The organism is Myxococcus sp. MxC21-1 (assembly GCF_032612255.1).
Classification (GTDB): Bacteria; Myxococcota; Myxococcia; order Myxococcales; family Myxococcaceae; genus Myxococcus; species Myxococcus virescens.
Window position 1 is genome coordinate 79,739 of record NZ_CP123278.1, and the last position, 26,594, is coordinate 106,332.

General features: G+C 69.1%; 21 protein-coding genes and 1 pseudogene. 12 read left to right on the forward strand and 10 right to left on the reverse strand.

Translation table 11 applies throughout. From position 1 onward, the window contains the following. Positions 1 to 41: 41 nt before the first annotated feature. The 3 genes from QEG98_RS00380 to QEG98_RS00390 form a co-directional block, all read right to left on the reverse strand. Positions 42 to 506 carry a PaaI family thioesterase gene (locus tag QEG98_RS00380; protein ID WP_090491085.1) on the reverse strand — a complete coding sequence of 155 codons (465 nt, stop codon included), beginning with the start codon at positions 504 to 506 and terminating at the stop codon, positions 42 to 44. Beyond that, the gene (locus tag QEG98_RS00385; RefSeq protein WP_141255415.1) at positions 503 to 955 is read right to left on the reverse strand and encodes a PaaI family thioesterase; all 453 of its coding nucleotides are present in this window, start codon (positions 953 to 955) and stop codon (positions 503 to 505) included. The genes QEG98_RS00380 and QEG98_RS00385 overlap by 4 nt, the downstream gene beginning before the upstream one ends. A 68-nt stretch (positions 956 to 1,023) precedes the next feature. After that, the gene (locus QEG98_RS00390) at positions 1,024 to 2,025 is read right to left on the reverse strand and encodes a hypothetical protein (protein WP_316565313.1); all 1,002 of its coding nucleotides are present in this window, start codon (positions 2,023 to 2,025) and stop codon (positions 1,024 to 1,026) included. Between the two features lie 393 nt (positions 2,026 to 2,418). Here QEG98_RS00390 and QEG98_RS00395 point away from each other — a divergent pair, with 393 nt between their 5' ends. The 3 genes from QEG98_RS00395 to QEG98_RS00405 all read left to right on the forward strand — a co-directional run bounded on the left by QEG98_RS00395 (position 2,419) and on the right by QEG98_RS00405 (position 7,448). Further along, entirely contained in the window at positions 2,419 to 5,592 is a 3,174-nt protein-coding gene (locus QEG98_RS00395) for an amidohydrolase family protein (protein WP_410477920.1), read from the forward strand. A gap of 48 nt (positions 5,593 to 5,640) precedes the next feature. Beyond that, complete coding sequence (locus QEG98_RS00400) at positions 5,641 to 6,105, forward strand: macro domain-containing protein (RefSeq protein ID WP_316565314.1); 465 nt, start codon at positions 5,641 to 5,643, stop codon at positions 6,103 to 6,105. Positions 6,106 to 6,293: 188 nt separating this feature from the next. Beyond that, positions 6,294 to 7,448 carry a hypothetical protein gene (locus QEG98_RS00405; protein WP_316565315.1) on the forward strand — a complete coding sequence of 385 codons (1,155 nt, stop codon included), beginning with the start codon at positions 6,294 to 6,296 and terminating at the stop codon, positions 7,446 to 7,448. Positions 7,449 to 7,499: 51 nt separating this feature from the next. On the opposite strand, the gene QEG98_RS00410 is transcribed toward QEG98_RS00405, so the two are convergent. Both QEG98_RS00410 and QEG98_RS00415 read right to left on the reverse strand, forming a co-directional pair. After that, positions 7,500 to 8,378: an SDR family oxidoreductase gene (locus QEG98_RS00410; RefSeq protein WP_316565316.1), complete on the reverse strand. Its 879-nt coding sequence runs from the start codon at positions 8,376 to 8,378 to the stop codon at positions 7,500 to 7,502. A 43-nt stretch (positions 8,379 to 8,421) separates the two neighbouring features. Further along, positions 8,422 to 9,090 (reverse strand): TetR/AcrR family transcriptional regulator, encoded by a 669-nt coding sequence (locus QEG98_RS00415; protein ID WP_316565317.1) that lies wholly within the window; start codon positions 9,088 to 9,090, stop codon positions 8,422 to 8,424. 65 nt (positions 9,091 to 9,155) lie between these two features. On the opposite strand from QEG98_RS00415, the gene QEG98_RS00420 reads away from it, so the two are divergent. The 3 genes from QEG98_RS00420 to QEG98_RS00430 are packed head-to-tail and all read left to right on the forward strand — an operon-like array spanning position 9,156 to position 14,495. Beyond that, a complete protein-coding gene (locus QEG98_RS00420; protein ID WP_316565318.1) occupies positions 9,156 to 10,865 on the forward strand; it encodes an acyclic terpene utilization AtuA family protein in 1,710 nt (569 codons plus the stop codon). Between the two features lie 4 nt (positions 10,866 to 10,869). After that, positions 10,870 to 12,486 carry an acyl-CoA carboxylase subunit beta gene (locus QEG98_RS00425; RefSeq protein ID WP_316565319.1) on the forward strand — a complete coding sequence of 539 codons (1,617 nt, stop codon included), beginning with the start codon at positions 10,870 to 10,872 and terminating at the stop codon, positions 12,484 to 12,486. Between the two features lie 14 nt (positions 12,487 to 12,500). Beyond that, positions 12,501 to 14,495, forward strand: coding sequence for an acetyl-CoA carboxylase biotin carboxylase subunit (locus tag QEG98_RS00430; protein WP_316565320.1), 1,995 nt, complete (start codon positions 12,501 to 12,503; stop codon positions 14,493 to 14,495). 30 nt (positions 14,496 to 14,525) lie between these two features. Here the strand turns inward: QEG98_RS00430 and QEG98_RS00435 are convergent. Continuing rightward, positions 14,526 to 15,736: pseudogene (locus QEG98_RS00435) on the reverse strand (MFS transporter). A gap of 107 nt (positions 15,737 to 15,843) precedes the next feature. On the opposite strand from QEG98_RS00435, the gene QEG98_RS00440 reads away from it, so the two are divergent. The 6 genes from QEG98_RS00440 (at position 15,844) to QEG98_RS00465 (ending at position 22,314) form a co-directional block, all read left to right on the forward strand. Next, the gene (locus tag QEG98_RS00440; RefSeq protein WP_316565321.1) at positions 15,844 to 16,089 is read left to right on the forward strand and encodes a 2-oxoglutarate and iron-dependent oxygenase domain-containing protein; all 246 of its coding nucleotides are present in this window, start codon (positions 15,844 to 15,846) and stop codon (positions 16,087 to 16,089) included. After that, positions 16,056 to 16,850, forward strand: coding sequence for an isopenicillin N synthase family dioxygenase (locus QEG98_RS00445; protein ID WP_316565322.1), 795 nt, complete (start codon positions 16,056 to 16,058; stop codon positions 16,848 to 16,850). Before QEG98_RS00440 ends, QEG98_RS00445 begins: the two co-directional genes overlap by 34 nt. A 105-nt stretch (positions 16,851 to 16,955) precedes the next feature. Next, positions 16,956 to 17,600, forward strand: coding sequence for a glutathione S-transferase family protein (locus QEG98_RS00450; RefSeq protein WP_316565323.1), 645 nt, complete (start codon positions 16,956 to 16,958; stop codon positions 17,598 to 17,600). 104 nt (positions 17,601 to 17,704) lie between these two features. Beyond that, entirely contained in the window at positions 17,705 to 17,782 is a 78-nt protein-coding gene (locus QEG98_RS00455; protein ID WP_316568049.1) for a hypothetical protein, read from the forward strand. Between the two features lie 240 nt (positions 17,783 to 18,022). Then, positions 18,023 to 19,159 carry an efflux RND transporter periplasmic adaptor subunit gene (locus QEG98_RS00460; protein WP_316565324.1) on the forward strand — a complete coding sequence of 379 codons (1,137 nt, stop codon included), beginning with the start codon at positions 18,023 to 18,025 and terminating at the stop codon, positions 19,157 to 19,159. Positions 19,160 to 19,173: 14 nt separating this feature from the next. Further along, the gene (locus QEG98_RS00465) at positions 19,174 to 22,314 is read left to right on the forward strand and encodes a multidrug efflux RND transporter permease subunit (RefSeq protein WP_316565325.1); all 3,141 of its coding nucleotides are present in this window, start codon (positions 19,174 to 19,176) and stop codon (positions 22,312 to 22,314) included. Positions 22,315 to 22,365: 51 nt separating this feature from the next. On the opposite strand, the gene QEG98_RS00470 is transcribed toward QEG98_RS00465, so the two are convergent. From QEG98_RS00470 to QEG98_RS00485, 4 genes are all read right to left on the reverse strand, one after another. Beyond that, positions 22,366 to 22,734 (reverse strand): metal-sulfur cluster assembly factor, encoded by a 369-nt coding sequence (locus QEG98_RS00470; protein ID WP_316565326.1) that lies wholly within the window; start codon positions 22,732 to 22,734, stop codon positions 22,366 to 22,368. After that, positions 22,727 to 23,803, reverse strand: a complete 1,077-nt coding sequence (locus tag QEG98_RS00475) for an amidohydrolase family protein (protein ID WP_316565327.1) — start codon at positions 23,801 to 23,803, stop codon at positions 22,727 to 22,729. Before QEG98_RS00475 ends, QEG98_RS00470 begins: the two co-directional genes overlap by 8 nt. 42 nt (positions 23,804 to 23,845) lie before the next feature. Next, entirely contained in the window at positions 23,846 to 26,122 is a 2,277-nt protein-coding gene (locus QEG98_RS00480) for a PAS domain S-box protein (protein ID WP_316565328.1), read from the reverse strand. A gap of 165 nt (positions 26,123 to 26,287) precedes the next feature. Next, positions 26,288 to 26,548 carry a hypothetical protein gene (locus tag QEG98_RS00485; protein ID WP_316565329.1) on the reverse strand — a complete coding sequence of 87 codons (261 nt, stop codon included), beginning with the start codon at positions 26,546 to 26,548 and terminating at the stop codon, positions 26,288 to 26,290. Positions 26,549 to 26,594: the final 46 nt, after the last annotated feature.

Genomic DNA, 26,594 nt, shown 5'->3' on the forward strand with positions numbered 1-26,594 from the left:
TCGAGGGCATCCCGCCGTCAGCGGCGCCACGCCCGGAAGGCCTACGGCTCCGACAGCAGGAACAACGCGTGCGCGCTGGCGATGGGCCGCGTGCGGTCGTCCTGCCACGCATCCACCCGGACGTTGGCCACGCGCCGGCCCTGGCGGGTGACGAACGCCTTGGCGAAGGTGTCCTGCGGCTTGCCGGAGCGAAGGAAGTCCACCGTGAGCGAGATGACCTTCGGCACGCGCTCGGTGTTCGTCTGCAGCAGCAGCTCGAAGACGGCGGCGGATTCCAGCAGCGCGCCGAGCGTGCCGCCGTGCAGGGCGGGAATCAGGCTGTTGCCGATGTTCCTCGGGTTGAAGGCCATGCGGCAGAGCATCTCGCCGGCGAGGTTCTCCACGCCGATGCCCATGAAACGCGTGTAGGGGATGGCGTCGGTGAGGCGCTTGTACTCGCGCGTCTTGCGCACCTGGCGAACCAGCTCGGCGAGGGGAGGCTTCGTGGACTCGGACATGGTCGTCATTCCTCTGTCCGCATGAAGGTGCCCTGGGCGGAAGCCACGGGGTGGCCCGGGTCGCCCTGGTGGACGAACGCGCGGACGAAGGCCACCTGGCGGGTGAGCCGGTAGCACTCGGCCACGCAGGTGAGAACGATGCCGGGCCGCGCGGGGCGCAGGTAGTCGATGCGAAGGTCCAACGTGACGAGCGGGGCGAAGCGGCCCAGCTTGAGGAAAACGGCGGTGCCGCAGGTGGCGTCGATGAGCGTCGTCACCGCGCCGCCGGCGATGACGCCGGTTTCCGGATTTCCGACAAGGTTCTCCGCGTAGGGCAGCTCGACGGTGGCCTCGGCGGCGCGGATGTCCACCAGCCTCAGCCCCAGCGCGTGATTGTGGGGCACGACGTCGGTGTAGAAGATCGCGCAGCGCTCCATCCGCTCGGCCTTGTCTTCAGGAAGCGTGAAGTCGTCCGACATGAGGGGCGCGATACCAGATTCAGGGCCGCATGGCGCACTGTGTTTTGACGGGGGCCCGCAACGCCACGCTAGGAGGCCACGGCCGTGGCGTTGGAGAGCTGCCGCCACGCGCCGGCAAGCGATGTGCCGATGTCCCGCATCACCGCGTCATCCGACCAGTAGAAGGGGTGGACCAGGGGTGTCCACGAGAAGAGCGGGCCCGCCACGCGCACGGCGCGGTCCTCCACCGCGGCGTGATAGGCGGCGCTGAGGGGCTGGAGCGGCCAGGCGAACACGTCGTCCTCGTCGTGGAAGTTGAGCCACCGTCCGCGAAGCCCCGGATGGTGGCGTGCCAGCTCCGGCGCGGGGACCTGCACGGGCTGGTCGAGCTCCGCGTGGGGATAGCGCAGGCTCCACAGGGCCATGGGACTGCCCAGCGTGTAGAAGTGGCTGAGCGTCTCGCCGCGCTCCAGGGGCGAGCTGCCCTGGGCCGCGCGCACCGTCTCCTCGATGATGTCCCGCCCGGCCAGTCGCTGAGCCTGCAAGTCGTAGAAGTAGTTGCTGGCGATGACGCTGCCCAGGCTGTGCGCGATGACGCAGAGCGGAGCGGTGTCACCGGCCCGCTGGCGCAGACGGCCCAGGGCCTCGGCGACCTTGCGGTGGATGCCCGTGTAGACGTCCGGGTCGGCGGGGTTCGTCTGGTAGGCGATGATGTCGCCCACGAAGTGCACCAGCATCCACCGCAGGCCGGGGTAGCGCAGGTCCATTCCGCGCAGGGACGGCCGCATCAAGCGGAGCATCATCGGCACGAGCGCGGACTCGTGACCCTGGTTCACCGTGCGCACGCTGTCATAGAGGGATTTCCAGTACGTGTCCGCGTCGGCCGGGGCGTAGCGGGCGAGCAGGTCCTTCTCCGCGCCTTCCAGCACGGAGGCCCAGTTCACCGTTTCGACGGCGAGTGTGTCCGGCCCGGCCCCCGCGTGCTGCGCGAAGTGCTGGCGCAGCAGGCGCACGGCGGTGTCATAGAGACCCGGGTCATCCACTTCAATGCCGTGGATGACGAGCACGGCGAGCTTCTGACGCGTCTGCATGGAGACTCCCCCCGGAATCAGTGCTGCTCGGCGGGCGTGAGCCTACACGGCCCGGAAGAGGCTCGCCTGTTCGCCTGTTCTCGGCCGGCATCCAACAGCCCCTGGGGGCCGGATAGTCTCCGCCACCCGACACACGGTTTCTTCCTCAAGAGGACTTCTGGTGAAACGACTGACCTCCTCCCTCCTCGCCGTCCTGCTGATGCCCGCCGCGCCCATGGCCGCGCAGCAGCTCCGGCGAAGCCTCCCGCGGTCCGGCAGGACCCGCCGCGGCCGGCACCCGACACGAAGGACGCCGCGCGCGACGCGGCCCGCGCCGCGGAGGTAGACGCCCCGCGTCCGCCGTCCGGTGAGGCCGCGCAGAAGGCGGAGAAGGAAGGGGGAGACACCTGGAAGGTGGACGCGCCGGGCTTCCCCGCCCGTCAGGTGAACATCGACGTCACCGAGGGCACGTGGATGAACGTGGACGTCAGCCCGCGCGGAGACGAAATCGTCTTCGACCTGCTGGGGGACATCTACGTGTTGCCCATGGGCGGCGGCGAAGCGAAGGCGCTGACGTCCGGCGTCGCGTGGGACATGCAGCCGCGCTTCAGCCCGGACGGCAAGCGCATCGTCTTCACCAGTGACCGGGGCGGCGGAGACAACATCTGGGTGGTGGACCGGGACGGCTCGAATGCGCGGGCGGTGACGGAGGAGAAGTTCCGCCTGCTCAACAGCCCCGCGTGGAGCCCGGACGGGCAGTTCATCGTGGCGCGCAAGCACTTCACCGCGCGGCGTTCGCTGGGCGCGGGCGAGGTGTGGATGTACCACCGCGCCGGCGGCGAGGGCGTGCAGCTCACCGAGCGCACCAACGACCAGAAGGATTTGGGCGAGCCCGCCTTCTCACCCGACGGGCGCCACGTCTACTTCAGCCAGGATGTCTCTCCGGGGAAGAGCTTCGAATACAACAAGGACCCCAACGGCCAGATCTACGCCATCCAGCGGTTGGATTTGGAGACGAAGGAAATCGAGCCCTTCATCACGGGCCCCGGTGGCGCCATCCGCCCCACGCCGTCACGTGACGGCAAGCAGCTGGCCTTCGTCCGCCGGGTGCGCGCCAAGAGCGTGCTCTACGTCACCGACGTGGCGTCCGGCGCGGAGCGCCCGCTGTACGACGGGCTCGACCGGGACATGCAGGAGACGTGGGCCATCCACGGCGTGTATCCGGGAATGGCGTGGACGCCGGACAACAAGGCGATTGTCTTCTGGGCGGGCGGCAAGCTGCACCGCATCGACGTGGCCACGAAGAAGGTGACGCCCATTGCCTTCCGCGTGCGGGGGACGCGCACGATTTTCGAGGCCGTGCGCAGCCCGCAGGCGGTGGCCCCCGAGCGCTTCTCCACGAAGATGCTGCGCTGGGTGCAGGTGTCCCCCAAGGGGGACCGCGTGGTGTACCAGGCGCTGGGCAAGCTGTACGTGAAGCAGCTGCCGGCGGGCACGCCTCGGCGCCTGACGAAGCAAGACGACCACCTGGAGTTCTATCCGTCGTTCTCCCGGGACGGGCGCTCCATCGTCTACACGACGTGGGACGACGAGAAGCTGGGCACCATCCGCGTGGTGCCCGCCACAGGCGGCGAGGGCAAGGTGCTGACGCAGCAGCCGGGCTACTACGTGGAGCCCGCGCTCAGCCCGGACGGCAAGACGCTGGTGTATCGCGCGTCCGGGGACGGCTACCTGATGCCCGGGCTGTGGAGCCGGAACACGGGCCTGTTCGCCATGCCCGCGGGCGGCGGCACGCCGAAGCGCCTGGCGCGTGACGGTGAGCAGCCGCACTTCGGCGCGCGCTCGGACCGCGTGTACTTCCTGCACGTGGAGCACAAGGAGAAGGAGGACGTCCGCTCCCTGAAGAGCATCGGGTTGAGCGGGAGCGAGGAGCGCACGCACCTGACCAGCGCGGAGGCCACCGAGCTGCGCGTCTCCCCGGACGAGCGGTGGGTGGCGTTCCGGGAGAACTTCAACGCCTTCGTCGTCCCCTTCGCGCTGGGAGCGAAGTCGGCCACGGTGGGGCCCGGCGCGAAGGCGCTGCCGCTGGCGAAGGTGAGCCGGGACGCGGGCGAGTACCTGCACTGGTCCGGCGACAGCCAGCGCCTGCACTGGGCGCTGGGGCCGGAGCTCTTCACGCGCGCGCTGAAGGAGAGCTTCGCCTTCATCGACGGCGCGCCGGAGAAGCTGCCGGAGGCGCCGGAGAAGGGCGTGGACCTCTCCTTCCCGGTGAAGGCGGACGCGCCGGAGGGCACGCTGGCCCTGGTGGGGGGCCGCGTCATCACCATGAAGGGTGACGAGGTCATCGAGCAGGGCGTGGTGGTGGTGCGGAACAACCGCATCGTCGCCGTGGGCCCGGTGGGCAAGGTGCAGGTGCCGTCCGGGGCCAAGGTGGTGGACGTGAAGGGCAAGACGTTGATGCCCGGCCTCATCGACGTGCACTGGCATGGTGCCATGGGCATGGACGGGCTGATGCCCGAGCAGAGCTGGGTGCATGCGTCGTCCCTGGCCTTCGGCGTGACGACGCTGCACGACCCGTCGAACACATCGGAAGAGGTCTTCGCGGCCAGTGAGCTGGCCCGGGCGGGCGGCGTGGTGGCGCCGCGCATCTTCTCCACGGGCACCATCCTCTACGGCGCGTCCGGCGCGGGCTACCGCGCGCCCATTGAGACGGTGGATGACGCGCGCTCGCACCTGCGGCGGATGAAGGCGATGGGGGCCTTCAGCGTGAAGAGCTACAACCAGCCGCGCAGAGACCAGCGGCAGAAGGTGCTCCAGGCGGCGCGCGAGCTGGACATGCTGGTGGTGCCGGAGGGCGGCTCGCTGCTCCAGCACAACCTGACGATGGTGGTGGACGGGCACACGGGCGTGGAGCACGCGATTCCGGTGGCGCGCATCTACGCGGACGTGAAGCAGCTGTGGGGCAAGAGCGGCACCGGCTACACGCCGACGCTGGGCGTGGCCTACGGCGGCGTCTGGGGTGAGAACTACTGGTACCAGAAGACGAACGTGTGGGAGGACGAGCGCCTGTTGTCCTTCGTCCCGCGCCGGGTGGTGGATTCGCGCAGCCGCCGGCCGTCCATGCATGTGCCGGACGACGAGTTCAACCACTTCTCTGCCGCCACCGTGGCGCGCGAGCTGAGTGACGCGGGCGTGAGCGTGCAGTTGGGCGCGCACGGCCAGCGTGAAGGCCTGGCGGCGCACTGGGAGCTCTGGATGTTCGGCCATGGCGGCATGAAGCCGCTCCAGGCGCTGCGCTCGGCGACGCTGAGCGGGGCGCGCTATCTGGGCCTGGACGGGGAGATTGGCTCGCTGGAAGAGGGCAAGCTGGCGGACCTCATCGTGCTGGATGGCAATCCCTTGCAGGACCTCAAGCACAGCCGCTCGGTGCGCTACACCATGGTGAACGGGCGCCTGTACGACGCGGCCACGCTCAACGAGGTGGGGACGCGCCAGCGCCCGCGCGCGAAGTTCTTCTTCGAGAAGGACGGGAACGAAGGCTGGAGCCCGAAGGCCACGGAGCACGCGCACACGCACGCGTGCGACTGAGCCCCCAGACACCCCCAGCCGAGGCGGGCTGGCGCTAGAGTCCGCGCCATGCCCGTCTCTGTCGTCGAAGGGGATTTGCTGGACCAGCCGGTGGAGGCCATCGTCAATGCCTGGAACCGGAACATCATCCCCTGGTGGCTGCTGTTGCCGCAGGGGGTGTCCGGCGCCATCAAGCGCCGGGGCGGGGTCGGGCCCTTCCGCGAGGTGGCGAAGGCAGGCCCCATGCCCCTGGGCTCGGCGGTGGTGACCTCCGCCGGGCGGTTGCCATTCAAAGCCATCATCCACGTGGCGGGCATCGACATGCGCTGGCGCGCCTCGGAGCGCTCCATCCAGGACTCGGTCCGCAATGCCCTGGCGAAGGCCCGCGAGCAGGGTTTGCGCTCCGTCGCCTTCCCCGTCATTGGCGCGGGCTCCGGCAGCTATGATGAAGCGCGCGCGCTGGAACTGATGCGCCAGGTCCTGGATGTGGAAGCTGGCGCTCTCGACGTGAGCGTCGTGCGCTTCCGGCCATAAGTCCCGTCAGGTGAATGCAGGGACCAGGAACACGGGAGCAGCAGTTGTTCGATGTCAGACCCTACGGCTAATTCTAACTTGGCCTTGAACCAATCGAGGCAAGCCGAATGGCCGGGATGGCAACTGGACGGGACCTCATGGCGAATCGACGTTCTGGAGTTGCATTTGCAGGTGGGTGGCGCTGGAGTGTGGCATTGCTGACCGCGGTGGTGGGCTGTGGTGCGCCGGAGAAGCCGGTGGACCCCCCGCCTCCTGCCGCTGAGCAGGAGACGCTGCGCGCCGCGGAGGAGCAGGCGGCGCTGCTGTCGCCGCCCGCCGGGTGTACCGAAATCACGATGGGCGAGCTGACGAACGGCATCGAGCGGACGCCGGTGCAGTATGGCCCGCAGCCGACCTACGTCGGCTCGTTCTCCGACCAGGGCGACCCGGCGGTAGCGGATGTCGCCCGTATCCGGCTGGATGTGAATACGGCGCCGGGCGCCTATGACCTGGCGACTGGAGGTACCAACCTCTTCACGTGTGAACAGTGTGTCTGGGGTGTCCAGGACGCCGGTACCTCCACGGCGAAGACCTTCGTGGCGGAGTCGGGCACGCTGCTGCTCGCGCTCAAGGTGACACCGCAGCAGACGATTGGCGCCCTGGCCAACGTGACGCTGCGCCAGTCCGTGGCCGCGCCGCCGCTGTACGCGCCCTACACCGGCACCGTGCCGGTGGCGGGCGGCGAGTGCCGGTGGATTCGTTTCGCGACGTGGAACACCGCCCGCAACGGCGGGTGTGACCCTCGCGAGGGCTCGCTGACGGCGAACATCCCCGGCCACACCTGCGTGGCCACCAACCGCGCCGCGGATGACGGCACGCTGGAGCGGTCGCTCGGAACCAAGACGCACGGCGAGGCGTGCACGTACACGGCGCCCACCAGCGAGTACGAACTGGCGGCCACGGACTGCGCGGAGGGCTACGCCTGTACGACGGCCTGGGGTTCGTCGAGCACGTGCATGGCCACGTGTGACTTCATGGCCGCCGACCCGGGCTGCCCCACGGGCACCGTGTGCGGCGTCCAGGGACTGTGCCAGGAGCAGGCCGTGCAGGTGGCCAGTGGCTTCGACTTCGACCCGGCCCTCATCGGCGAGGAGTGCACCCTGGGCTACGCGGAGTTCTGCGGCGCCGAGGGCGCGCGCGGCGTGTGTCTCGACCTGAACGGCACGGGCCGCGGCACCTGCTTCCCCTACACCCGTGCTCGCTCGGACTGTGGCCCGGGTGAGGAGCTGGGCTACGTGTCCTACCCGCTCGCGGGTGGCGGCTACGACCGCACCTACGGCTTCTGCTACCCGGACGGCCTCTGAGCTGGTGGCGCCCCGCTTCCGCGCGACGTTGGCGGAAGCCGGGTGTCGTTCCTACTCCTTCGACTCACCCCCGAGGATGCGCGGCGCCGACGCGCGGTGGAAGCCCTCGTAGGGCTTGGAGGCGGTGGTCTCCTCCAGCGGGAAAATCTTGGTGTTGCACGACGCACCACCATCAATCTTGATGACGTCGCCGGTGATGAAGGCCGCGGCGTCGGTGAGCAGGAAGACGATGGCGGCGCTCACCTCGGACTCGGTGGCGAGCCGCTGGAGCGGCACCTCCTTCTTGAGGAGGGGAATCATCGCCCGCACGCCCTCGTCCTTGTAGCTGTCCATGCCGCTGGAGGCCACCCAGCCGGGCGCCACGGCATTCACGCGCACGCCCGACGCGGCCCACTCCACGGCGGCCGTCTGCGTCAGGTTGAGCATGCCCATGCGCGCCGCGCCGGAGTGCCCCATGCCCGGCATGCCGCCCCACGAGTCCGCGAGCATGTTGACGATGGAGCCTCCGTGGCTGCTCATGGATTGGAGATAGACTTCCCGCGCCATCAGGAAGCCGCCGGTGAGGTTGGTGGACACCACCGCGTCAAAGCCCTTCTTGGAGATGGCCGACAGCGGCGAGGGGAACTGCCCGCCCGCGTTGTTGACCAGGCCGTGGATGGGGCCGTGCGCGGCGATGATGCGCGCCACGGTGGCCTTCACGCCCTCCTCGTCGCGGATGTCGAGCACCTCGAAGGACACCTTGCCGCCGTCCTCCTGGATTTCCCGCGCGACAGCCTCCAGCTTGTCGGGCTTGCGGCCCACCAGGACGACGTTGGCGCCCAGCGCGGCCAGCTCGTGCGCGGTGCAGCGGCCAATGCCACTGCCGCCGCCGGTGACGATGATGGTGCGGTTGCTGAAACAGCCCGGTGCGAAGAGAGAGCGGTAGCCCATGGTCAGCTCCTGATGTGGAGGTCGTTCATGAAACCCGTGGTCCTCAGCCTCTGCGGGTGCGCCGGGCGCTCAGGGCCTCGTCCAGCGTGAGCGCCCAACGGTGGAGGACCTTCTTCCTGCGCGCGCTGTCGTCCCTCAGCAGATTGGCCAGCGCGAGTCCCCGGATGAGGTCGAGCGTTCCCTGAATCAGCTCGCGCACCTCCGCGACGCTGTCATCCACGCCGAGCAACTGCACCGTCAGCCGGTGGAACTCCCGCCCCACGCGGGCCTCCAGCGGGGCCAACTGCGCGCGCAGCTCCGCGTCCGCCACGGCGGCCACCCAGAGCTGCACCGCGGCGGTGAAGACAGGGCTGAGGTAGATGCCGGCCAGCATGTGGAGGATGGCCTCCGTGCGGCGAGCGTCGGCCGGCAACTGGGCGGCCTTGCGGAGCACGGCCTCCACCTGCTGGTGCCCCACATACTCCACGGCGGCGGCCACCAGGTCGGCGCGGGTGGGGAAGTGGTGCTGACAGGCGCCCCGGGACACGCCCGCTCGCTCGGCAATCACAGTCATCGTCGCGCCTGCCCACCCCAGCTCGGCGAGCGCGCCAATGGCCGCCTCCATCAGACGCTGGCGCGTGACGCGGCTGCGCTCCTGCTCCTGCCTGCCGGGCGTACCGGATGCCTCACTCACCCGGCCAGGATGCGAGCCAAGGGTTAAAAAAGCAAGCACGCTTGCTTTTTTAGAGCCGCCTGCCCAGACTCACGCGTCTTTCGTTGCTGCCGAGTGGAGAGCTCATGCCTGCGTCCCCCCTGCGTGTCGGCAATGCCTCGGGCTTCTATGGAGATCGCTTCTCGGCGGTCCGGGAGATGCTCGAAGGCGGCCAGCTCGACGTCCTGACTGGCGACTACCTGGCCGAGCTGACGATGCTGATACTGGGCCGGGATCGGATGAAGGACCCGTCCACCGGCTATGCCAAGACGTTCCTGAAGCAGATGGAGCAGTGCCTGGCATTGGTGGTGGAGAAGAAGGTCAAGGTCGTCACCAACGCGGGAGGGTTGAACCCCGCGGGGCTGGCCGCCGCCCTGCGCGAGGCCGCCGCGAAGCTGGGCGTGAAGGTGCGAGTGGCGCACGTGGAGGGAGATGACCTCTCCGCGCGGGCGGACGCGCTGGGCCTGGGCTCGCCGCTCACCGCGAACGCGTACCTGGGCGGGTGGGGCATCGCCGCGTGCCTGCGCGCGGGGGCGGACATCGTCGTCACGGGACGGGTGACGGATGCCTCGTTGGTGGTGGGCCCGGCGGCGGCGCACTTCGGCTGGAAGGTGGATGACTGGGACCGGTTGGCGGGGGCCATGGTCGCCGGCCACGTCCTGGAGTGCGGCACGCAGGCCACGGGCGGAAACTTCTCCTTCTTCACGGAGCTGGACGCGCGGCGTCCCGGCTTCCCGCTGGCGGAGCTGTACGAGGACGGCAGCAGCGTCATCACCAAGCACGCGGGCACGGGTGGCGCGGTGACGGTGGACACGGTGCTGGCGCAGCTCGTCTATGAAATCACCGGGGCGCGGTACGCGGGCCCGGACGCCACGGCGCGCTTCGACACCATTGCCCTGGCGTCACACGGCAAGGACCGCGTCCGCATCTCCGGCGTGCGCGGCGAGCCGCCACCGCCCACGATGAAGGTGTGCCTCAACAACCTGGGGGGGTACCGGAACGAGGCGACGTTCATCCTGGTGGGGCTGGACATCGAGGAGAAGGCGAGACTGGTGCGCGAGCAACTGGAGGCGGCGCTGACGCGCAAGCCGAAGGAACTCCAGTGGATGCTGACGCGGACGGACCGCGAGGACGCGGCCACCGAGGAGCAGGCCGCCGCCTTTCTTCGCGTGGTGGTGAAGGATGCCGACGCGAAGGTGGTGGGCCGGGCCTTCAGCGGCGCGGCGGTGGAGCTGGCGCTGGGCAGCTATCCCGGCTTCACGATGACGGCGCCTCCCTCCGACGGCGCGCCGTATGGCGTCTACACGCCCGCCTATGTCGAAGCGGGGCACGTGGAGCACGTCGCTGTCCTCAAGGATGGAACGCGCACAACCATCACGCCTCCCGGCGAGACGCGCTCGCTGGAGCCCGTGGAGCCGCCGCCGCTGCCGCCGCCAGTGCCGGGTGGCCCCACGCGCCGGGTTCCGCTGGGACGCATCGTCGCCGCGCGCAGTGGTGACAAGGGCGGCACGGCGAACATCGGCGTCTGGGCGCGCACGGAAGCGGCCTGGCGGTGGCTGGCGCATGCGCTCACGGAAGAGAAGCTGCGCGAGCTGCTCCCGGAGGCCGCGCCGCTGCGCATCGAGCGGCACGTCTTCCCCAACCTGCGGGGGCTGAACTTCGTCGTGGATGGCTTACTGGGGGAGGGCGTCTCCTCGTCCACCCGGTTCGACCCGCAGGGCAAGGCGCTGGGCGAGTGGCTGCGCTCGCGGCACATGGACATTCCCGAGGCGCTGCTGCGCGAAGGACAGGAGTAGACCGATGCCACGCCTCACCTCGCGAATCGACCCGGGCTCCGAATCCTTCAAGGCGAACCGCGCGGACATGCTGGCCCGCGTATCGGAGCTGCGCGCCATCGAGGCGAAGGTCCGCAACACGGAGAACCAGGCGAAGGAGAAGTTCCACAAGCGCGGGCAGCTCCTGCCTCGGGAGCGGCTGATGCTGCTGCTCGACCGGGGCTCGCCCTTCCTGGAGCTGTCCACGCTGTGTGGCTATGGCTACCACGACGACAGTGACGGCTCGCTGGCGGGCGGCAACAGCATCATCGGCATCGGCTACGTGTCCGGGGTGCGGTGCATCGTCTTCGTGAACAACTCCGCCATCAAGGGCGGCACCGCGTCGCCGTGGGGCGTGCAGAAGGCGCTGCGCGCGCAGGCATTGGCGCTGGAGAACAAGCTGCCCATGGTGTCGCTGGTGGAGAGCGGCGGCGCCAACCTGATGTACCAGCAGGAAATCTTCATCCCGGGTGGGGAGACCTTCTACAACCAGGCGCGGCTGTCGGCGGCGGGCATCCCCCAGGTGACGGTGGTGCACGGCTCCAGCACGGCGGGTGGCGCGTACCTGCCGGGCCTGTCCGACTACGTGGTGATGGTGAAGAAGAAGGCGAAGGTGTTCCTCGCGGGCCCGCCGCTGCTCAAGGCGGCCACGGGGGAAGTCGCCACGGATGAGGAACTGGGCGGCGCCCAGATGCACGCCACGGTGGCGGGCACCGCGGACTACCTGGCGGAGGACGACGCGGACGCCATCCGCATGGCCCGCGAAATCGTGGCGAAGCTCGGGTGGAACGCGCAGCTCCCGCCCACCGAGCGCCCCGCCTATGCCGAGCCCGTGTACTCGCCCGACGAACTCTGCGGCGCCGTGCCCGTGGACTACCGCAAACCCTACGATTGCCGCGAGGTCATCGCGCGCATCGTGGACGGCTCGGAGTTCACCGGCTTCAAGGACGAGTACGACGCGCACACCGTTTGTGGCTGGGCGAACCTGTACGGCCACCCGCTGGGCATCATCGGAAACAACGGGCCGATTTCGCCCCAGGGCGCGACGAAGGCGGCGCAGTTCATCCAGCTGTGCTGCCAGAAGGACACGCCCATCCTCTACCTGCAGAACACCACGGGCTACCTCGTGGGCACGCAGCCGGAGCAGGGGGGCATCGTGAAGCACGGCGCGAAGATGATTCAGGCCGTGGCCAACGCGACGGTGCCGCAGCTCACGGTGCTGATTGGCGGCGCGTTCGGCGCGGGCAACTACGGCATGTGCGGCCGTCCGTTCCATCCGCGCTTCATCTTCGGGTGGCCCAACTCGCGCACCGCCGTCATGGGCGGCGAGCAGGCGGCGAAGGTGATGTCCATCGTCTTCGGGGAGAAGCTGGCCCGGCAGGGGCAGGTGGTGGACGAGGAGCAGCTCAAGGCGTTCTGCCAGCCCATCATCGACCAGTTCGACAAGGAGTCGCATCCGTTCAACTGCAGCGCGCGGATGTTCGATGACGGGCTCATCGACCCGCGGGACACGCGGCGGGTGCTCGGGTTCGCGCTGTCGGTGTGCCGTGAGGCGAAGCGGCGGCAGGTCCATCCCAACACGTTCGGCGTCGCGCGGTTGTGAGAGGAGCGGACACGATGGAGCGCTTCAAGAAGGTCCTCATCGCGAACCGCGGCGAGATTGCCGTCCGGGTGATTCGCACCTGCCAGCGGCTGGGCTACCGCACCGTGGCGGTGTTCTCCGAGGCGGACCGCGGCGCGCCGCACGTGCTGGCGGCGGACGAGGCGGTGGCCATTGGGCCGTCTCCGGCGAAGGAGTCCTACCTCGTCATCGGGAAGATTCTGGAAGCGGCGAAGACGTCCGGCGCGGAGGCCATCCACCCGGGCTACGGCTTCTTGTCGGAGAACGCGGACTTCGCGCGCGCTTGCCGCGACGCGGGCCTGGTGTTCATCGGCCCGGAGGCCGAGGCCATCACCCTGATGGGCAACAAGCGTCAGGCGAAGCTGCGCATGATGGCGGCGGGCGTGCCCTGCATTCCTGGCTATGAGGCGTCCGACCTGGATGATGAGGCGCTGGCGCTGGAGGGCGAGCGCATCGGCTTCCCGCTGATGGTCAAGGCGGCGGCGGGTGGCGGCGGGCGCGGCATGCGGCTGGTGCACGAGGCGTCGCAGCTTCGCGCGGCCCTGCGCGCGGCGCGCTCGGAGGCGACGAATGCCTTCGGGAGCGGCGAGCTCATCCTGGAGAAGGCCGTCATCGACGCGCGGCACGTGGAGGTCCAGGTCTTCGCGGACACGCACGGCAACGTGGTGCACCTGGGCGAGCGGGACTGCTCGGTGCAGCGCCGGCACCAGAAAATCGTGGAGGAGAGTCCGTCACCGGCGGTGAGCCCGGCGCTGCGCGCGCGCATGGGCGAGGTGGCGGTGGCGGCGGCTCGGGCGATTGGCTACCGGGGAGCGGGGACCCTCGAGTTCCTCCTCGCGCCGAGCGGTGACTTCTACTTCATGGAGATGAACACGCGCCTCCAGGTGGAGCACCCGGTGACGGAGCTGATTACCGGGTTGGATTTGGTGGAGTGGCAGCTCCGCGTGGCGGCGGGGGAGAAGCTGCCTCGGACGCAGGAGGCGATTGCCGCGTCGGGGCATGCCATCGAGGTCCGCCTCTGCGCGGAGGACCCGGCGAAGGGCTACGCGCCCCAGGCCGGGCGGCTGCTGGCGTGGAGGCTGCCGGTGCGTGAGGGCGTGCGCATCGACCACGGCATGCGGGAGGGGCAGGAGATTCCGCCCTTCTATGACTCCATGCAGGCGAAGGTGATTGCGCACGGCCCGGACCGGGAGACGGCGCGCCGGCGGCTGGTGGAGGCGCTGCGCGAGCTGACGGTGTTCGGCGTCACCACCAACAAGAACTTGTTGTTGTACGTGCTGGAGCACGCGGCGTTCCGCTCGGGGGAGTACGACACGGCGTTCATCGCGAAGCACGCGCCTGCGACGGAGGTGGAAGCGCTGTACCAGACGGACGCGAAGGCGAGGGCGCTGGCGGCGGCGCTGCTCTTCCACGACGAAGGCCTGAAGCTGGCGGACACGGCGGGACTGGATGTGTCCCTGCTGAACTGGAACACGTCCCACCGCCACCCCGTGCGGATGAAGCTCGTGAGCCGTGGCGCGGAAGCGTCCGTCACCGTCCAGCCCGTGTCCGCGGAAGGGTACGAGGTGGACGTGGGGGATTCGTCGTTCGACGTGTCCGTGTTGGGGCTGTCCGCGGGCGTGCTCGACTTCTCCTGCGCCGGGACGCGGGGCCGCGCACGCTACCTGCGGGATGGGGACACGCTGTGGCTGGACCTGGGCTCGGGCGCGCACGCCGTGACGGACGTAACGTTCCGTCCACCGTCGAAGTCGGATGGCGTGGGCAGCGGACGGCTGGCGGCGCCGATGGACGGGCGCATCCTGCGCGTGGACACACAGGTGGGCGCGGCGGTGAAGCCCGGGGACGTCCTGCTGGTGCTGGAGGCCATGAAGATGGAGTTCCAGGTGGTGGCGGACGTCACGGGCACCGTCGCGGAGCTCAACGTGTCCGTGGGCAGCCAGGTGAAGGCGAAGCAGCTCCTGGTGTCGCTGGCGGCGGAGAAGGCTTCCTGAGCGATTCGGCCTGGCTCGAGCGGCGGAGCGTCAGGCCTCCGCCGCTTCAGGCGCGCCGCCCTTCGGCCCTCGCTTGAGCACCAACAGGGCCACGACACACAGCGCGGCGCCGGAGGCGCACACCCCGTCCCATCCCCAGTGCGTCCAGGCGAAGGTCCCCAGCCACGAGCCCGCGGCGCCGCCCGCGAAGTACGTCACCATGTAGAGCGTGTTCAGCCGGCTGCGGGCCTCCGGACGCAGCGAGTACACCCGCGTCTGATTGGAAATCTGGTTCGCCTGGACGCCCAAATCGAGCAGCACCACGCCCAGCGCGATGCCCCACAGCCAGCGTCCCAGGGGCCACATCACGACGAACGACAGCAGCAACACGACGATGGCCGCTCCGTTGATGCGCCGGTCCCCGCGCTTGTCGGCATGGCGGCCCACCAGCGGGGCCACGGCGGCGCCCGCCACGCCCACGACGCCGAACAGCCCCGCGACCTGCGCGTCGTACTTCTGCGGCAGGCTCTGGAGGTACAGCGCCAGCGTGGACCAGAACACGCTGAACGCGCCGAAGCTGAGCGCGCCCAGCACCGCGTGCAGCCGCAGCACGGGCTCGGTGCGCGCCAGGTGGATGAGCGAGCGCAACAGTTGCGGATACGGCATGGAGGCCATGGGCGGCTGGGACGGCAGCGCGAAGCGGAGCACGCCGGCCAGCGCGAGCATCAGCCCCGCCGCAATCCAGAACATGGTGCGCCATCCCAGGTGCGTCCCGACGAAGCCCGCCGCCGTCCGGGACAGGAGGATGCCCATCAGCACACCGCTCATGACGGTGCCCACCACCCGGCCTCGCTGCGCGGCGGGCGCCGGTGCGCCGCGAAGGGGACGAGGAGCTGGGGAATGATGGTGGTGACGCCCACGACGAAGCTCGCGGCCACCATCCAGTGCAGCGTCGGCGCGAGGGCCACGCCAACGAGCGCCAGCGCCACCAGCGTGTTCATGGTGACGATGACCCGCCGCCGCTCCAGGCTGTCGCCCAGCGGGACGATGAAGAGCATCCCCACCGCGTAGCCCACCTGCGTCAGCATGGGCACCAGCCCCAGCGCGCTCCCCGAGGCCCCCAGGGCCGCGCCGATGTCTCCCAGCAGCGGCTGGTTGTAATAGAGGTTCGCGACGGTGGCGCCCGAGGCGGCGGCCATCAGCCACACGAGCCCGGTGGACAGCGTGGTGTGGGGAGCTTCCGGGGAGGAATGCGTCGTCATGGAGGCGGGCGGACTCTCGCGCCGCGCCCTGCCGGGGTCCAGACCTGTGTAGGCTCCCGGGAATGACAGGTCCGGATTCCGCACGGGGCGGCTTGCCCGTCATCGACATGGCGTCACTGTTCGATGCATCCCGCGTCACCGAGCGTGCGCGCGTCGCGCGTGAAATCGAGCAGGCCTGTCGCGACAGCGGCTTCTTCTACGTGACGGGCCACGGCGTGTCGGGCGAGGTGCTCGCGCGGCTGGAGCGGGAGAGCCACCGCTTCTTCGCGCTGCCCCGGGCGGCGAAGGAGGCCATCGCCATGTCGATGGGCGGTGTCGCGTGGCGAGGCTGGTTTCCACTCGGGGGGAGCTGACCTCGGGGCGTCCGGACCGGAAGGAGGGGTTGTATCTGGGCACGGAGCTCGGAAGCGAGCACCCGCGCGTAAAGGCCGGCTGGCCGTTGCACGGCGCCAACCTGTGGCCCGCGGAGGTGCCGGAGCTGCGCGCGGCGGTGCTCGACTACGTGGCGGCCTGCACGCGCGCCGCGCATGCGCTGATGGAGGGCATGGCGCTGAGCCTGGGCCTGGACGCGGACTACTTCCGGCGGCACTACACGGCGGACCCGACGGTGCTCTTCCGCATCTTCCATTACCCCGCGGAGCCCCAGCACGAGGAGGAGCGCTGGGGCGTGGGCGAGCACACCGATTACGGGCTGCTCACGCTGCTGGCCCAGGACGACCACGGCGGGTTGCAGGTGAAGACGCCGCGCGGCTGGGTGGAGGCACCGCCGCTGCCCGGGACGCTGGTGTGCAACATCGGCGACATGCTCGACCGGATGACAGGCGGCTGGTACCGCTCCACGCCGCACCGGGTGAAGAACGTGAGCGGCAAGGACAGGCTGTCCTTCCCACTCTTCTTCGACCCGGACTTTGCCGCCGAGGTCCACCCCCTGCCACGCGGCGCGGGCGCTGACGTAGATGAGGACCGCGCCCGCCGCTGGGACGGCGCCAGCGTCCACGCCTTCCAGGGAACGTACGGCGACTACCTGCTGGGCAAGGTGTCCAAGGTGTTTCCGGAGCTGGTGCGGCGGGTGTGGGAGCGCGCGCCCACGGCACTGCGGGAGGAGACACCCTGAGGACCGTTACCGCGTTGACGGAGCCCGGGTCGCATGCTTGAGAGCGCTGCGCCGGATGACGCGCTTCGGCGCGCCCAAACCGCTCACCGACCAGGAGACATCACGATGATGACCGTCAGTGCGTTCAAGTGGGTTCCGCCGTTCGCACAGGGCCTGGTGCGGGACCTCCGGGTGCGGTGGGCGCTCGAGGAGGCGGGGTTGCCGTATCAGGTGAAGCTCATCGACAACAAAGTCCAGGCCTCGCCCGACTACCGCAAGCTCCAGCCCTTCGGCCAGGTGCCGGTGCTGGAGGAGGACGGCCTCGTCCTCTTTGAATCAGGCGCCATCGTGCTCCACATCGCCAACAAGTGTGAGGCGCTGCTGCCGGCGGACGCGGCGGGCAGGGCTCGCGCGGTGACGTGGCTCTTCGCGGCGCTCAACTCCATCGAAATCGCGATTCAGCCGCTCGCCGAGGTGGACCTGTTCTTCGCCCAGGAGGAGTGGGCGAAGCTGCGCAGGCCGGGCGTGGTGGAGTCGCTGAAGGTGCGCCTGGGAGAACTCGCGGCGCATCTGGGTGAGCGCGAGTACCTGGAGGACTGCTTCACGGCGGGCGACCTGATGATGGTGACGGTGCTCCGCATCCTCCGGCACACGGACGTGCTCGACGGCTTTCCCACGCTGAAGGCGTACAAGGAACGTTGTGAGGCCCGGCCCGCGTTCCAGCGCGCCCTGGCGGCCCAGATGGCGCCGTTCCAGCAGCCTCGCGCTTGAGCGTCTGGGGGGCCGCCGGGCGTAGGCACCTGAAATGAGGGCCTTTTCAGGCCCTCGAATCCATCATCTGCAGGCTCGCGACCGACGGCCTGTGGTTCGCGGACCTGCTCGAGGACCAGGGAGTCAGGCCTGAAGTGAGAGCCGCCGTCATCCGGAGGCTCGAGGAGCTCACCCGAAAGTAGGCGCTCCTCACCGTCAGTGTGTCTGTCTCCGGCTAATACCTCGGCCAAGAATTCATTTGTCAGGGGCTCCCGTGAGGGGGCCGTCAGTGACGGGCTTGTGTCTCGAGATGCCCCCTTCGTCATGTCATCTGCTCGGGCGCAGGTGACGCTTCATTCCCTGGCTGCTGGCGGACCAGGGCGCGGTGCTGTGTGAAAAGTATGGTTTTGCGTGTTCCTCGACGTTTTCCTCGCCAGACGACAATGCCTCTCCAACGCTCGAAGCGTCTTCTGCTTGCATGGACGCTGCTCCCGCTGCTCGCCTGTGACGGCAAGCAGGAAGAAGCAGCCTTCGCACCGCCGGTCCAGAAGGTGTCCACGCTGAAGGTGCAAGGGGAGGCCGTTGTCCTTCACGACGAATTCCCCGCGCGAGTCTCCGCGTTCCGGGTCGCGGAAGTCCGCCCGCAGGTGGGCGGGCTCGTGCGCAGCCGGCGCTTCTCCGAAGGAGACACGGTCCAGAAGGGGCAGCCACTCTACCAACTGGAAGCGGCGGTGTTCCGCGCGAATGTGGAAGGCGCGGCGGCGGCCCATGCGGCCAGTGAGGCCGGGCGACTCCAGGCGGAGCTGCATGCGAGGCGCATCCAGTCCCTCTTCGAGAAAGGCGCGAGCACCCAGCAGGCGCACGATGACGCCCGGGCCGCGCTCGCCATCGCGAACGCGGAGGTGGCGCGCGCCCGCGCGGCGCTGGACAGGGCCCGTGTCGACCTGGACTACGCCACGATTACCGCCCCCATCGCGGGGCACATCGGCATCTCCCAGGTCAACGAGGGCGCGCTCGTCGGCCCCGCGGATGCCACGCCGCTGAGCGTCATCCAGCAGATTGACCGCGTCTTCGTCGACATCAAGTCACCCGTGGAGCGCGCGGCGGGCTTGCAGTCACTCCAGGGAGGCACCGGAGAGGCGGGGGCGGAGGTCATCGTGCTCTCCTCGACGGGGGCGCCCTATCCGGAGCGAGGCCGCGTTCAGTTCTCGGACATCTCGGTCGACCCCGGGTCCGGCGAGCTCACGGTGCGCGCCCTGGTCCCCAACACGCAGCGCAAGCTCCTGCCGGGCATGTTCGTGAAGGCGCGCGTCGTGCTCGGAGAGGTGGCCGGTGCGCTCCTCGTTCCCCAGCAGGCCGTGCTTCACGACGCGCAGGGCCAGGCGCAGGTCTTCATCGTCCGAGAGGACAACACCGCGGAGGCGCGCAACGTCCGCGCCGGACGCATCGTCAGCGGACGCTACCTGGTGGAGGAGGGACTCTCCGCCGGAGAGCGTGTCGTGGTCGAGGGGCAGGACCGTCTTGCGCCAGGCCAGCAGGTCACCCCCGCCGAGTGGCAGCACGCCCCGGCCTCGCGCTGAACCTGGAGTGAGCCGTGCCAAGATTCTTCATTGAACGCCCGGTCTTCGCCTGGGTGATTGCCATCTTCATCGTGCTCGCCGGAGCCATCTCCATTCCCCGGCTCCCCATCGAGCGCTACCCGTCCATCGCGCCGCCGAGCGTGACGATTACCGCCACCTATCCCGGCGCCACGCCGGCCGCGATGAACGACAGCGTCGTGTCGTTGATTGAGCGCGGCCTGTCCGGCGTGAAGAACATCCTGTACTTCGAGTCGTCGAGCGACACGTCGGGCATCGCGCAAATCGTGGTGACGTTCGCGCCCGGAACGGACCCGGACCTGGCGCAGGTCGACATCCAGAACCGTCTGAAGACCGTCGAATCGCGGCTGCCGCAGATGGTCCGGCAGCTCGGGCTCCAGGTGGAGACGACCACCACCAACTTCCTGCTCTTCTCCACGCTCGTGTCGAGCGACGGCCGCTACGACGAGGCCGAGCTGGGGGACTTCCTGAGCCGCAACGTGGTCGAGGACCTGCGCCGCGTGCCCGGCGTGGGGCGCGTCCAGCTCTTCACGCCGGCCCGCGCGCTGCGCGTCTGGTTGGACCCGGAGCGGCTCATCTCGCACGGAATCTCCGTGGATGAGGTCGCGGCGGCGATTCGCGCACAGAACGCGGAGGCTTCTCCCGGACGGCTGGGGGACATGCCCGCGGTTCCAGGCCAGCGCGTCACCACCCCCCTGATGCTCCAGGGGCAGCTCCTGGACGTCGCGGACTTCGAGCGCGTCATCATCCGGGCCAACCCGGATGGTTCGAACGTGCTGCTCGAGGAGCTCGCCAAGGTGGAGCTGGGGCCCCAGAGCTACGCCTCGTCCACCCGGCAGAATGGGAAGAACGCCGCCACGTTCGGCGTGCAGCTGGCCCCGGGGGCGAACGCGCTCGATACCTCCGAGCGCATCCGCGAGCGGATGGCGGACCTCTCCCGGGCGTTCCCCGCGGGCGTCGAGTACACGATTCCGTACGACGCGGCGCCGTTCGTGCGCGTCTCCATCCAGAAGGTCGTCCAGACCTTCTTCGAGGCGATGCTGCTCGTCTTCGCGGTGATGTATCTCTTCCTGCAGAGCGTGCGCTACACGCTGATTCCCGCCATCGTCGCGCCCATCGCGCTGCTGGGAACCTTCGCGGTGATGCTGGCGTCGGGGTTCTCCATCAACGTCCTGACGATGTTCGGCATGGTGCTGGCGATTGGCATCATCGTCGATGACGCCATCGTCGTGGTCGAGAACGTCGAGCGTCTGATGGCGGAGGAGGGGCTTTCTCCCCTCGAGGCCACGAAGAAGGCGATGAAGGAAATCACGGGCGCCGTCATCGGCATCACCCTGGTGCTCACGTCCGTGTTCATCCCCATGGCGTTCGCCACGGGCTCCGTCGGCACCATCTACCGCCAGTTCAGCCTGGCGATGGCCGTGTCGATTCTCTTCTCCGCGTTCCTCGCGCTCACGCTCACCCCGGCGCTCTGCGCGACGCTGCTGCGCCCGGTGGAGCCCGGCCACGCGGGGAAGCGCCGCGGCTTCTTCGGCGGGTTCAACCGGCTCCTGGAGCGGGTGACGGGGCGCTATGCGAACTGGACCCGGGCCATTGTCGGACGCCTGGGCCGGGCGTTCTTCGCGTACGCCGTGGTGGTCGCCATGGTGGCCCTGGCGTTCTGGCGGCTGCCGGGCGCCTTCTTCCCGGAGGAGGACCAGGGGTTCCTCAACGTCTCGGTGCAGCTCCCGTCGGACGCCACGGCCGAGCGGACGAACAGCGTGCTCGGGGAGCTGGAGGCCTTCCTGAGCGAGCGCGAGGGCATCCAGGACGTGCTGACCATCCAGGGCTTCGGCTTCTTCGGCTCGGGGGCGAACGCCGGCCTCATGTTCGTGATGATGCGCGATTGGGACGAGCGCCAGGGGGAGACGGCGGCGGGTGAGGTCGCCGCCGCCAACGCGCGCTTCGCCTCTCCGCGGGAGGGCATGGTCATCAACGTGCTGCCGCCCGCGGTGGACGGGCTCGGCAACAGCGCGGGCTTCGCCATGCGGCTGGAGGACCGTTCCGGACACGGCCCGAAGGCGCTCAACGACGCCATGAACCACGTCCTCCGGCGCGCCTCGGACAGTCCGGTCATCGCCTTCCCCTATCAGGAGGGGTTGCCGGACGGCTCGACGGTGCGAATCCAGGTGGACCGCGAGCGCGCGGCGGCGCTCGGTGTGTCGTTCGCGGAAATCAACTCGGTCATCTCCACCGCGCTGGGGTCGACGTACGTCAACGACTTCCCCAACAAGGGCTACATGCAGCAAATCATCCTGCAGGCGCGCGCGGAGTCCCGCATGCAGGTGGAGGACGTGCTCAAGCTCCCCGTGCGCAACGCGCGCGGGCAGATGGTGCCCCTGTCCTCGGTGGCCGAGCCCGTCTGGGAGCGGGGACCCATGCAGCTGGTCCGCTACAACGGCTACCCCGCCGTGCGCATCGCCGGGGCGGCGGCACCGGGCTTCAGCAGCGGTGACGCCATGGCGGAGATGGAGCGCATCGCGGGCGAACTCCCAGCCGGCTTCGCGGTGGAGTGGACGGGGCTCTCCTACCAGGAGCGGCTCTCCGGTTCGGAGGCGCCCATCCTCCTGGCGCTGTCGATGCTCGTCGTCTTCCTGGTGCTGGCGGCGCTCTACGAGAGCTGGTCGATTCCGCTGTCGGTCATGCTCGTCGTGCCACTGGGACTCATTGGCGCGCTGGCCGCGGTGATGTCACGCGGACTGATGAACGACATCTTCTTCAAGGTGGGCCTCATCACCATCATCGGCCTGTCCGCGAAGAACGCGATTCTCATCGTCGAGTTCGCGAAGCAGCTCGAGGAGCAGGGGCGCTCACCGCTCCAGGCCGCGGTGGAGGCGGCGCGGCTGCGCTTCCGTCCCATCCTGATGACGTCACTCGCCTTCGCCCTGGGCGTGGTGCCGCTGGTGGTGGCCAGCGGCGCGAGCGCGGAGACGCAGCGGGCCATCGGCACGGGCGTGTTCGGCGGCATGGTGTCAGGCACCGTCCTGGCCATCTTCCTGGTGCCCGCGTTCTACGTCGCCGTGCGGAGCCTGCTCAAACGGCGCGAGTCGGCGAGCCCGGCTCCCCTCGTGAAGCCCGCGCCCGCGGAGAACGGCTAGCGCGGCCAGGCGCTGGCGGGTGGAGGCTTCCCGCCAGCGCCGCATCACCCCTCAGGAGCGGCGCTGCGCCGAGTCCTGGGGCAGCAGGCGGCCACCCAGCATGGTGATGCGCTTTGCCGCGAGCCGCTGGCGGGCCTCCGGCTCGATGTCCTGCGGCGTCCACTTCAGGTCGTGGTCGAACTCCACGTTCACCGCGGTGACGCCTTCCACCGTCAGCAACCGCTGCTCGATTTCCCGCATGAAGTAGGCGGCCATCATGCACATGGGCGAGGTGATGTGCAGGCGCACCGTCACCTCTCCCTCCGTGCGCTTCACCGACTCAATCAGCCCCATCTCCCCGATGCCCAGCGGCACGCCCGTGGCGCAGCTGCACGGGTCGGGGATGTCCTGGATGCGCTCGCGCAGGGCCTGCTCACTCATACAGGCTCTCCCGGTAGCCGTACGGCTGGATGTCGCCGCGCGCTCTCAGCTTGGCGAACTTGTCGTTGGCGATGTTCTTCTTCACCGCCTCCACGTCCACGCCCGCGTAGCGCGCGTAGTTGCCGCCCAGAATCATCCGCTTCACGTCCGGCGTTACCTGCATGCCCGCCACCTGCACCAGGTCGTCCGGCAGTTGGAAGTCATGCCAGAACTTGTGCAGCGCCGGGTGCGGGTGGCTGAACACCGTCCCGGAGCCCCACATGATTTTCTCCGGGCCCGCCCACTTCAGCAGCGCCGCCAGGGACTCGGCGAACCAGCGTTCACGCTTCACGATGAGCGCGCCCGTCACTTCCAGGTTCACATACACGTTGGGGAACAGCGACAGCTGCATGCCCGTCTCGTCCAGGAAGGCCATGCCGCCGTGGACGATTTCAAAGTTCAGGTCAGGGAAGGCATCCGCCGCCCCGCCGATGTCATCCACCTTGTAGGGCTCCAGCGGCACCGCGCCCATGGGCAGGCCCTTGTGCACGGCGATGTTCTTGATGCCCAGCTTCTGCGCCCGCTCGAACAGGGGGAAGGCGATGGTCGGGTCATCCATGCGCCAGCCCGTGTGGCGGAACTTGTCGCCCAGCCACGCCGCCGGGTAGAGCTTCAGGCCGCTGGGCTTGAGCGTTTCGTACTGCTGCTCCAAGTCATCCAGCGCCGCCGTGCCGCGCAGCGGGTCCACGCCCGCGTACACCAGGAAGCGGTGGGGATAGTTGCGGTGAATCTCCAGCGTCTTCTCATAGGAGCACAGGCCGTCGTGGTACAGCGTCTGGAGCGGCAGCACGTGGTGCACCGCCAGGTCGACGCCGCTCTCCACGAAGAGCAGGTGCGCCAGCTCCTTCACGGACCAGTTCTTCAGGAAGCCTTCCGACGTGGGGACGCGGTGCGTGTCCCCAGACAGGCCGCTGTGCAGCCCCCAGATGAGCCCCGCGAGCGACTCGGCGTACTTGCCGGCGCGGTAGTTCGTGGGATGGAGGTTGTAGGCGTGTGTCACCGCATCGATGACGAAGTTGCCGTCAATCACCCGAGGACTCCTTTCACAGTTGGGCCGGGAGGACGCCCGGCGTCATTCGCTACCACGAGAGGCACCCAGGAGTTGTCCCAGGCCTTGATGAATCGACTCCACGTCAAAGGGCTTCTCAATCTGCAGGTTCGGCACGCGCTCCAGGAACTGACGGGCCCGCGTGGTGTACGAGCCGCCGGTGATGAAGATGAAGCGCTCGGCGATGCCATCCCCGCGCTCGCGGACGCGCTCGTAGACGTCCATGCCGGAGATGCCCGGCATCATCAGGTCACAGAAGACGGCGTCGAAGGGCGCGCCCGACGTCAGCACCGCCAGCGCGTCCTCGCCATTGTTCACCACCGTCACCCGGTGCCGCATGCCGATGATGCGCGCCAGGGAGCGGCCGACCGCGGGCTCGTCGTCAATCACCAGCACCTGTCCCCGCCGCTCGGCGTGGGGCGCGGGCGCCACCGGCGCGGCCTGGGTGGGGACTGCGTCCGGCGCCGTGGGCAGGGTGACGGTGAAGGTGGTGCCCTGGCCCAGCTCGCTGCGGACGGTGATGTCACCGCCCTGCTTGCGGATGAGGCTGTGGCAGATGGACAGCCCCAGCCCCGTGCCCTTGCCCACGGGCTTGGTGGTGAAGAAGGGGTCGAAGACGCGGGAGAGCACCGCGGGCGTCATGCCGCAGCCGGAGTCGCTCACGTCCACCAGCACGATGCCCGGTGGGCCGGCGCGGACCCACACGGTGATGTGGTGCTCCTCGGCGTTGCCTTCGGGAATGGCCTGCGCCGCGTTCACCAGCAGGTTGAGGAACACCTGGCCCAGGCGCGAGCCGTCCGCGTACACGCGGGGGACGGACTCGTACTTCTTGATGAGCCGCGCCCGGTGACGCAGCTGGCTGGCGGCCATGTTGATGGAGAAGTCCAACGGCTGCCGCACGTCCACCGCTTCGCGCCGCTCCTCATCCTGACGGGAGATGAACTTCAAGTCCCGCACGATGTTGCGCACGCGCATGGCGCCTTCTTGCGCCTCCTTCAGCAGGGCCTCCGCGTCATGCAGCGTCGCGGGCCACGCCACGCTGCTGGGACCGCGCTCTCCGGCCCGCGTCAGCTCCGCGCCCAGGCGGCTCACGGACTCCAGGGCCGAGGCCAGGTTGGCCATGACGTAGGTCAGCGGGTTGTTGATTTCGTGCCCCACGCCCGCCGCCAGCGTGCCGGCCAGCACCATGCGGTCGTTCTGCAGGAGCTGCGACTGGGCCTGCTTGCGCTCGGTGATGTCGCGCGCCATCACCACGACGGCCTCGTGTCCGTCGAACTCGATGGGGATGCCCACGCTCTCCGCGTCGTACCAGGTGCCGTCGCGCCGCAGGTAGCGGACCTCCCGCAGCGGGGCCAGCGCGCCCTTCACGGCCGCGGTGTGCACGCGGTCCTTCACGAGCTCCAGGTCATCCGGATGGACGATGCTCCAGATGGGCTTGGCCATCAGCTCGGCCGGGTCGTCGTAGCCCAGGGCCCGCAGCAGCGTGGGGTTGGCGTAGATGAAGCGCCGCTGGGTGTGCACGAAGATGCCTTCGGGCGCCCGGTCGATGAGCCTGCGGAAGCTCTCCTCTGAGCGGCGCAGTGCCTCCTGCGTGCGCTTGCGCTCGGTGACGTCCTCGAACGCGAACAGCCGGTAGCGCATGGCGTCCCCCGCCACCGAGGAGGACGTGGACAGTCTGCGCAGGGTGCGCCCATCCGACAGGGTGGCTTCATCCTCCACCAGGCCCGGCACGCAGTCCTGGTCCGGGGCCGCGCACAGGCGCAGGAACTCCGCCGCGTCGCCGGCCTTGAGGCAGTGGTGGATCACCTCGTCATGGGAGAGCTCACCCCGCTGGATGGCGCCTTCCAATGCGGTGATGCCCCACAGCTGGCAGAAGCGGTGGTTGACGTAGTGGACCCGGCGCGTGCGGATGTCGACCAGGTAGAGGCCGAAGGGCAGGTAGTCACTCTCTGGCCAGGGCGCGGCGGACGGCTCCTCGGCCTGCCGCACCGTGCAGTAGAGCGGCTCCGACTCCAAAGCGGTGGTGATGCGCCAGGACAGAGGCAGCCAGGACCCATCCGGCCGACGCCAGCGGCAGGTGCGCGAGGTGGGGCTTGTGGAACCCAGATGCGCGAACAGGCCGGCGGCGTCTTCGATGGGGATGAAATCCTGCAAGGCCATGCCACGCAGTGACGTCAAAGACAGGCCCACCAGGCGGCCAAAGGCAGGATTGGCTTCGAGCAACACGCCATCACGGCCCAGGATGACGTAGGGCTCCGTGGACAGCTCGAAGAAGCGGTGGGCCCACTGCTCGGTCGACATGCTTCCCTTGGGTTGCCAGGGCGCAGCCTACGCCGGCTTGGGGGGAAGGCCGGGTCATGGCATGCGAGGTGTTCGTAGACGCCTTTGCGCTTTCCAGGACATAGACACTACTTGTGGAAAAATTGCATGTCCTGATTTTGTGGATGAGGCCGCTCATACGCGGAGTCAAAGCGCTGACGGGTTGCGCAACAGATGGAACACGTAGCCGTAGGTGTGTTCGTACTGGCGATAGAGGCGGGTCTCCTGCTCGGCGGCCGAGAGCGCGTCTTCCAATGACGCGTCGCCGTGGGCGCGCAGGTGTGCGACGCGCTGGAGCAGGGGCGTGTAGTAGGTGTCCCACCATGCGGAGGCGGGGAGGGTGAAGGTGTCGAGCACCTCGTAGCCCGCGGCTTCCGCGGCGGCGCGGTTCTCCAAAACCGTACCCATGGTGGGGTAGACCTCACCCCAGAAGCGCGCGATTTCGTCGGGGCGC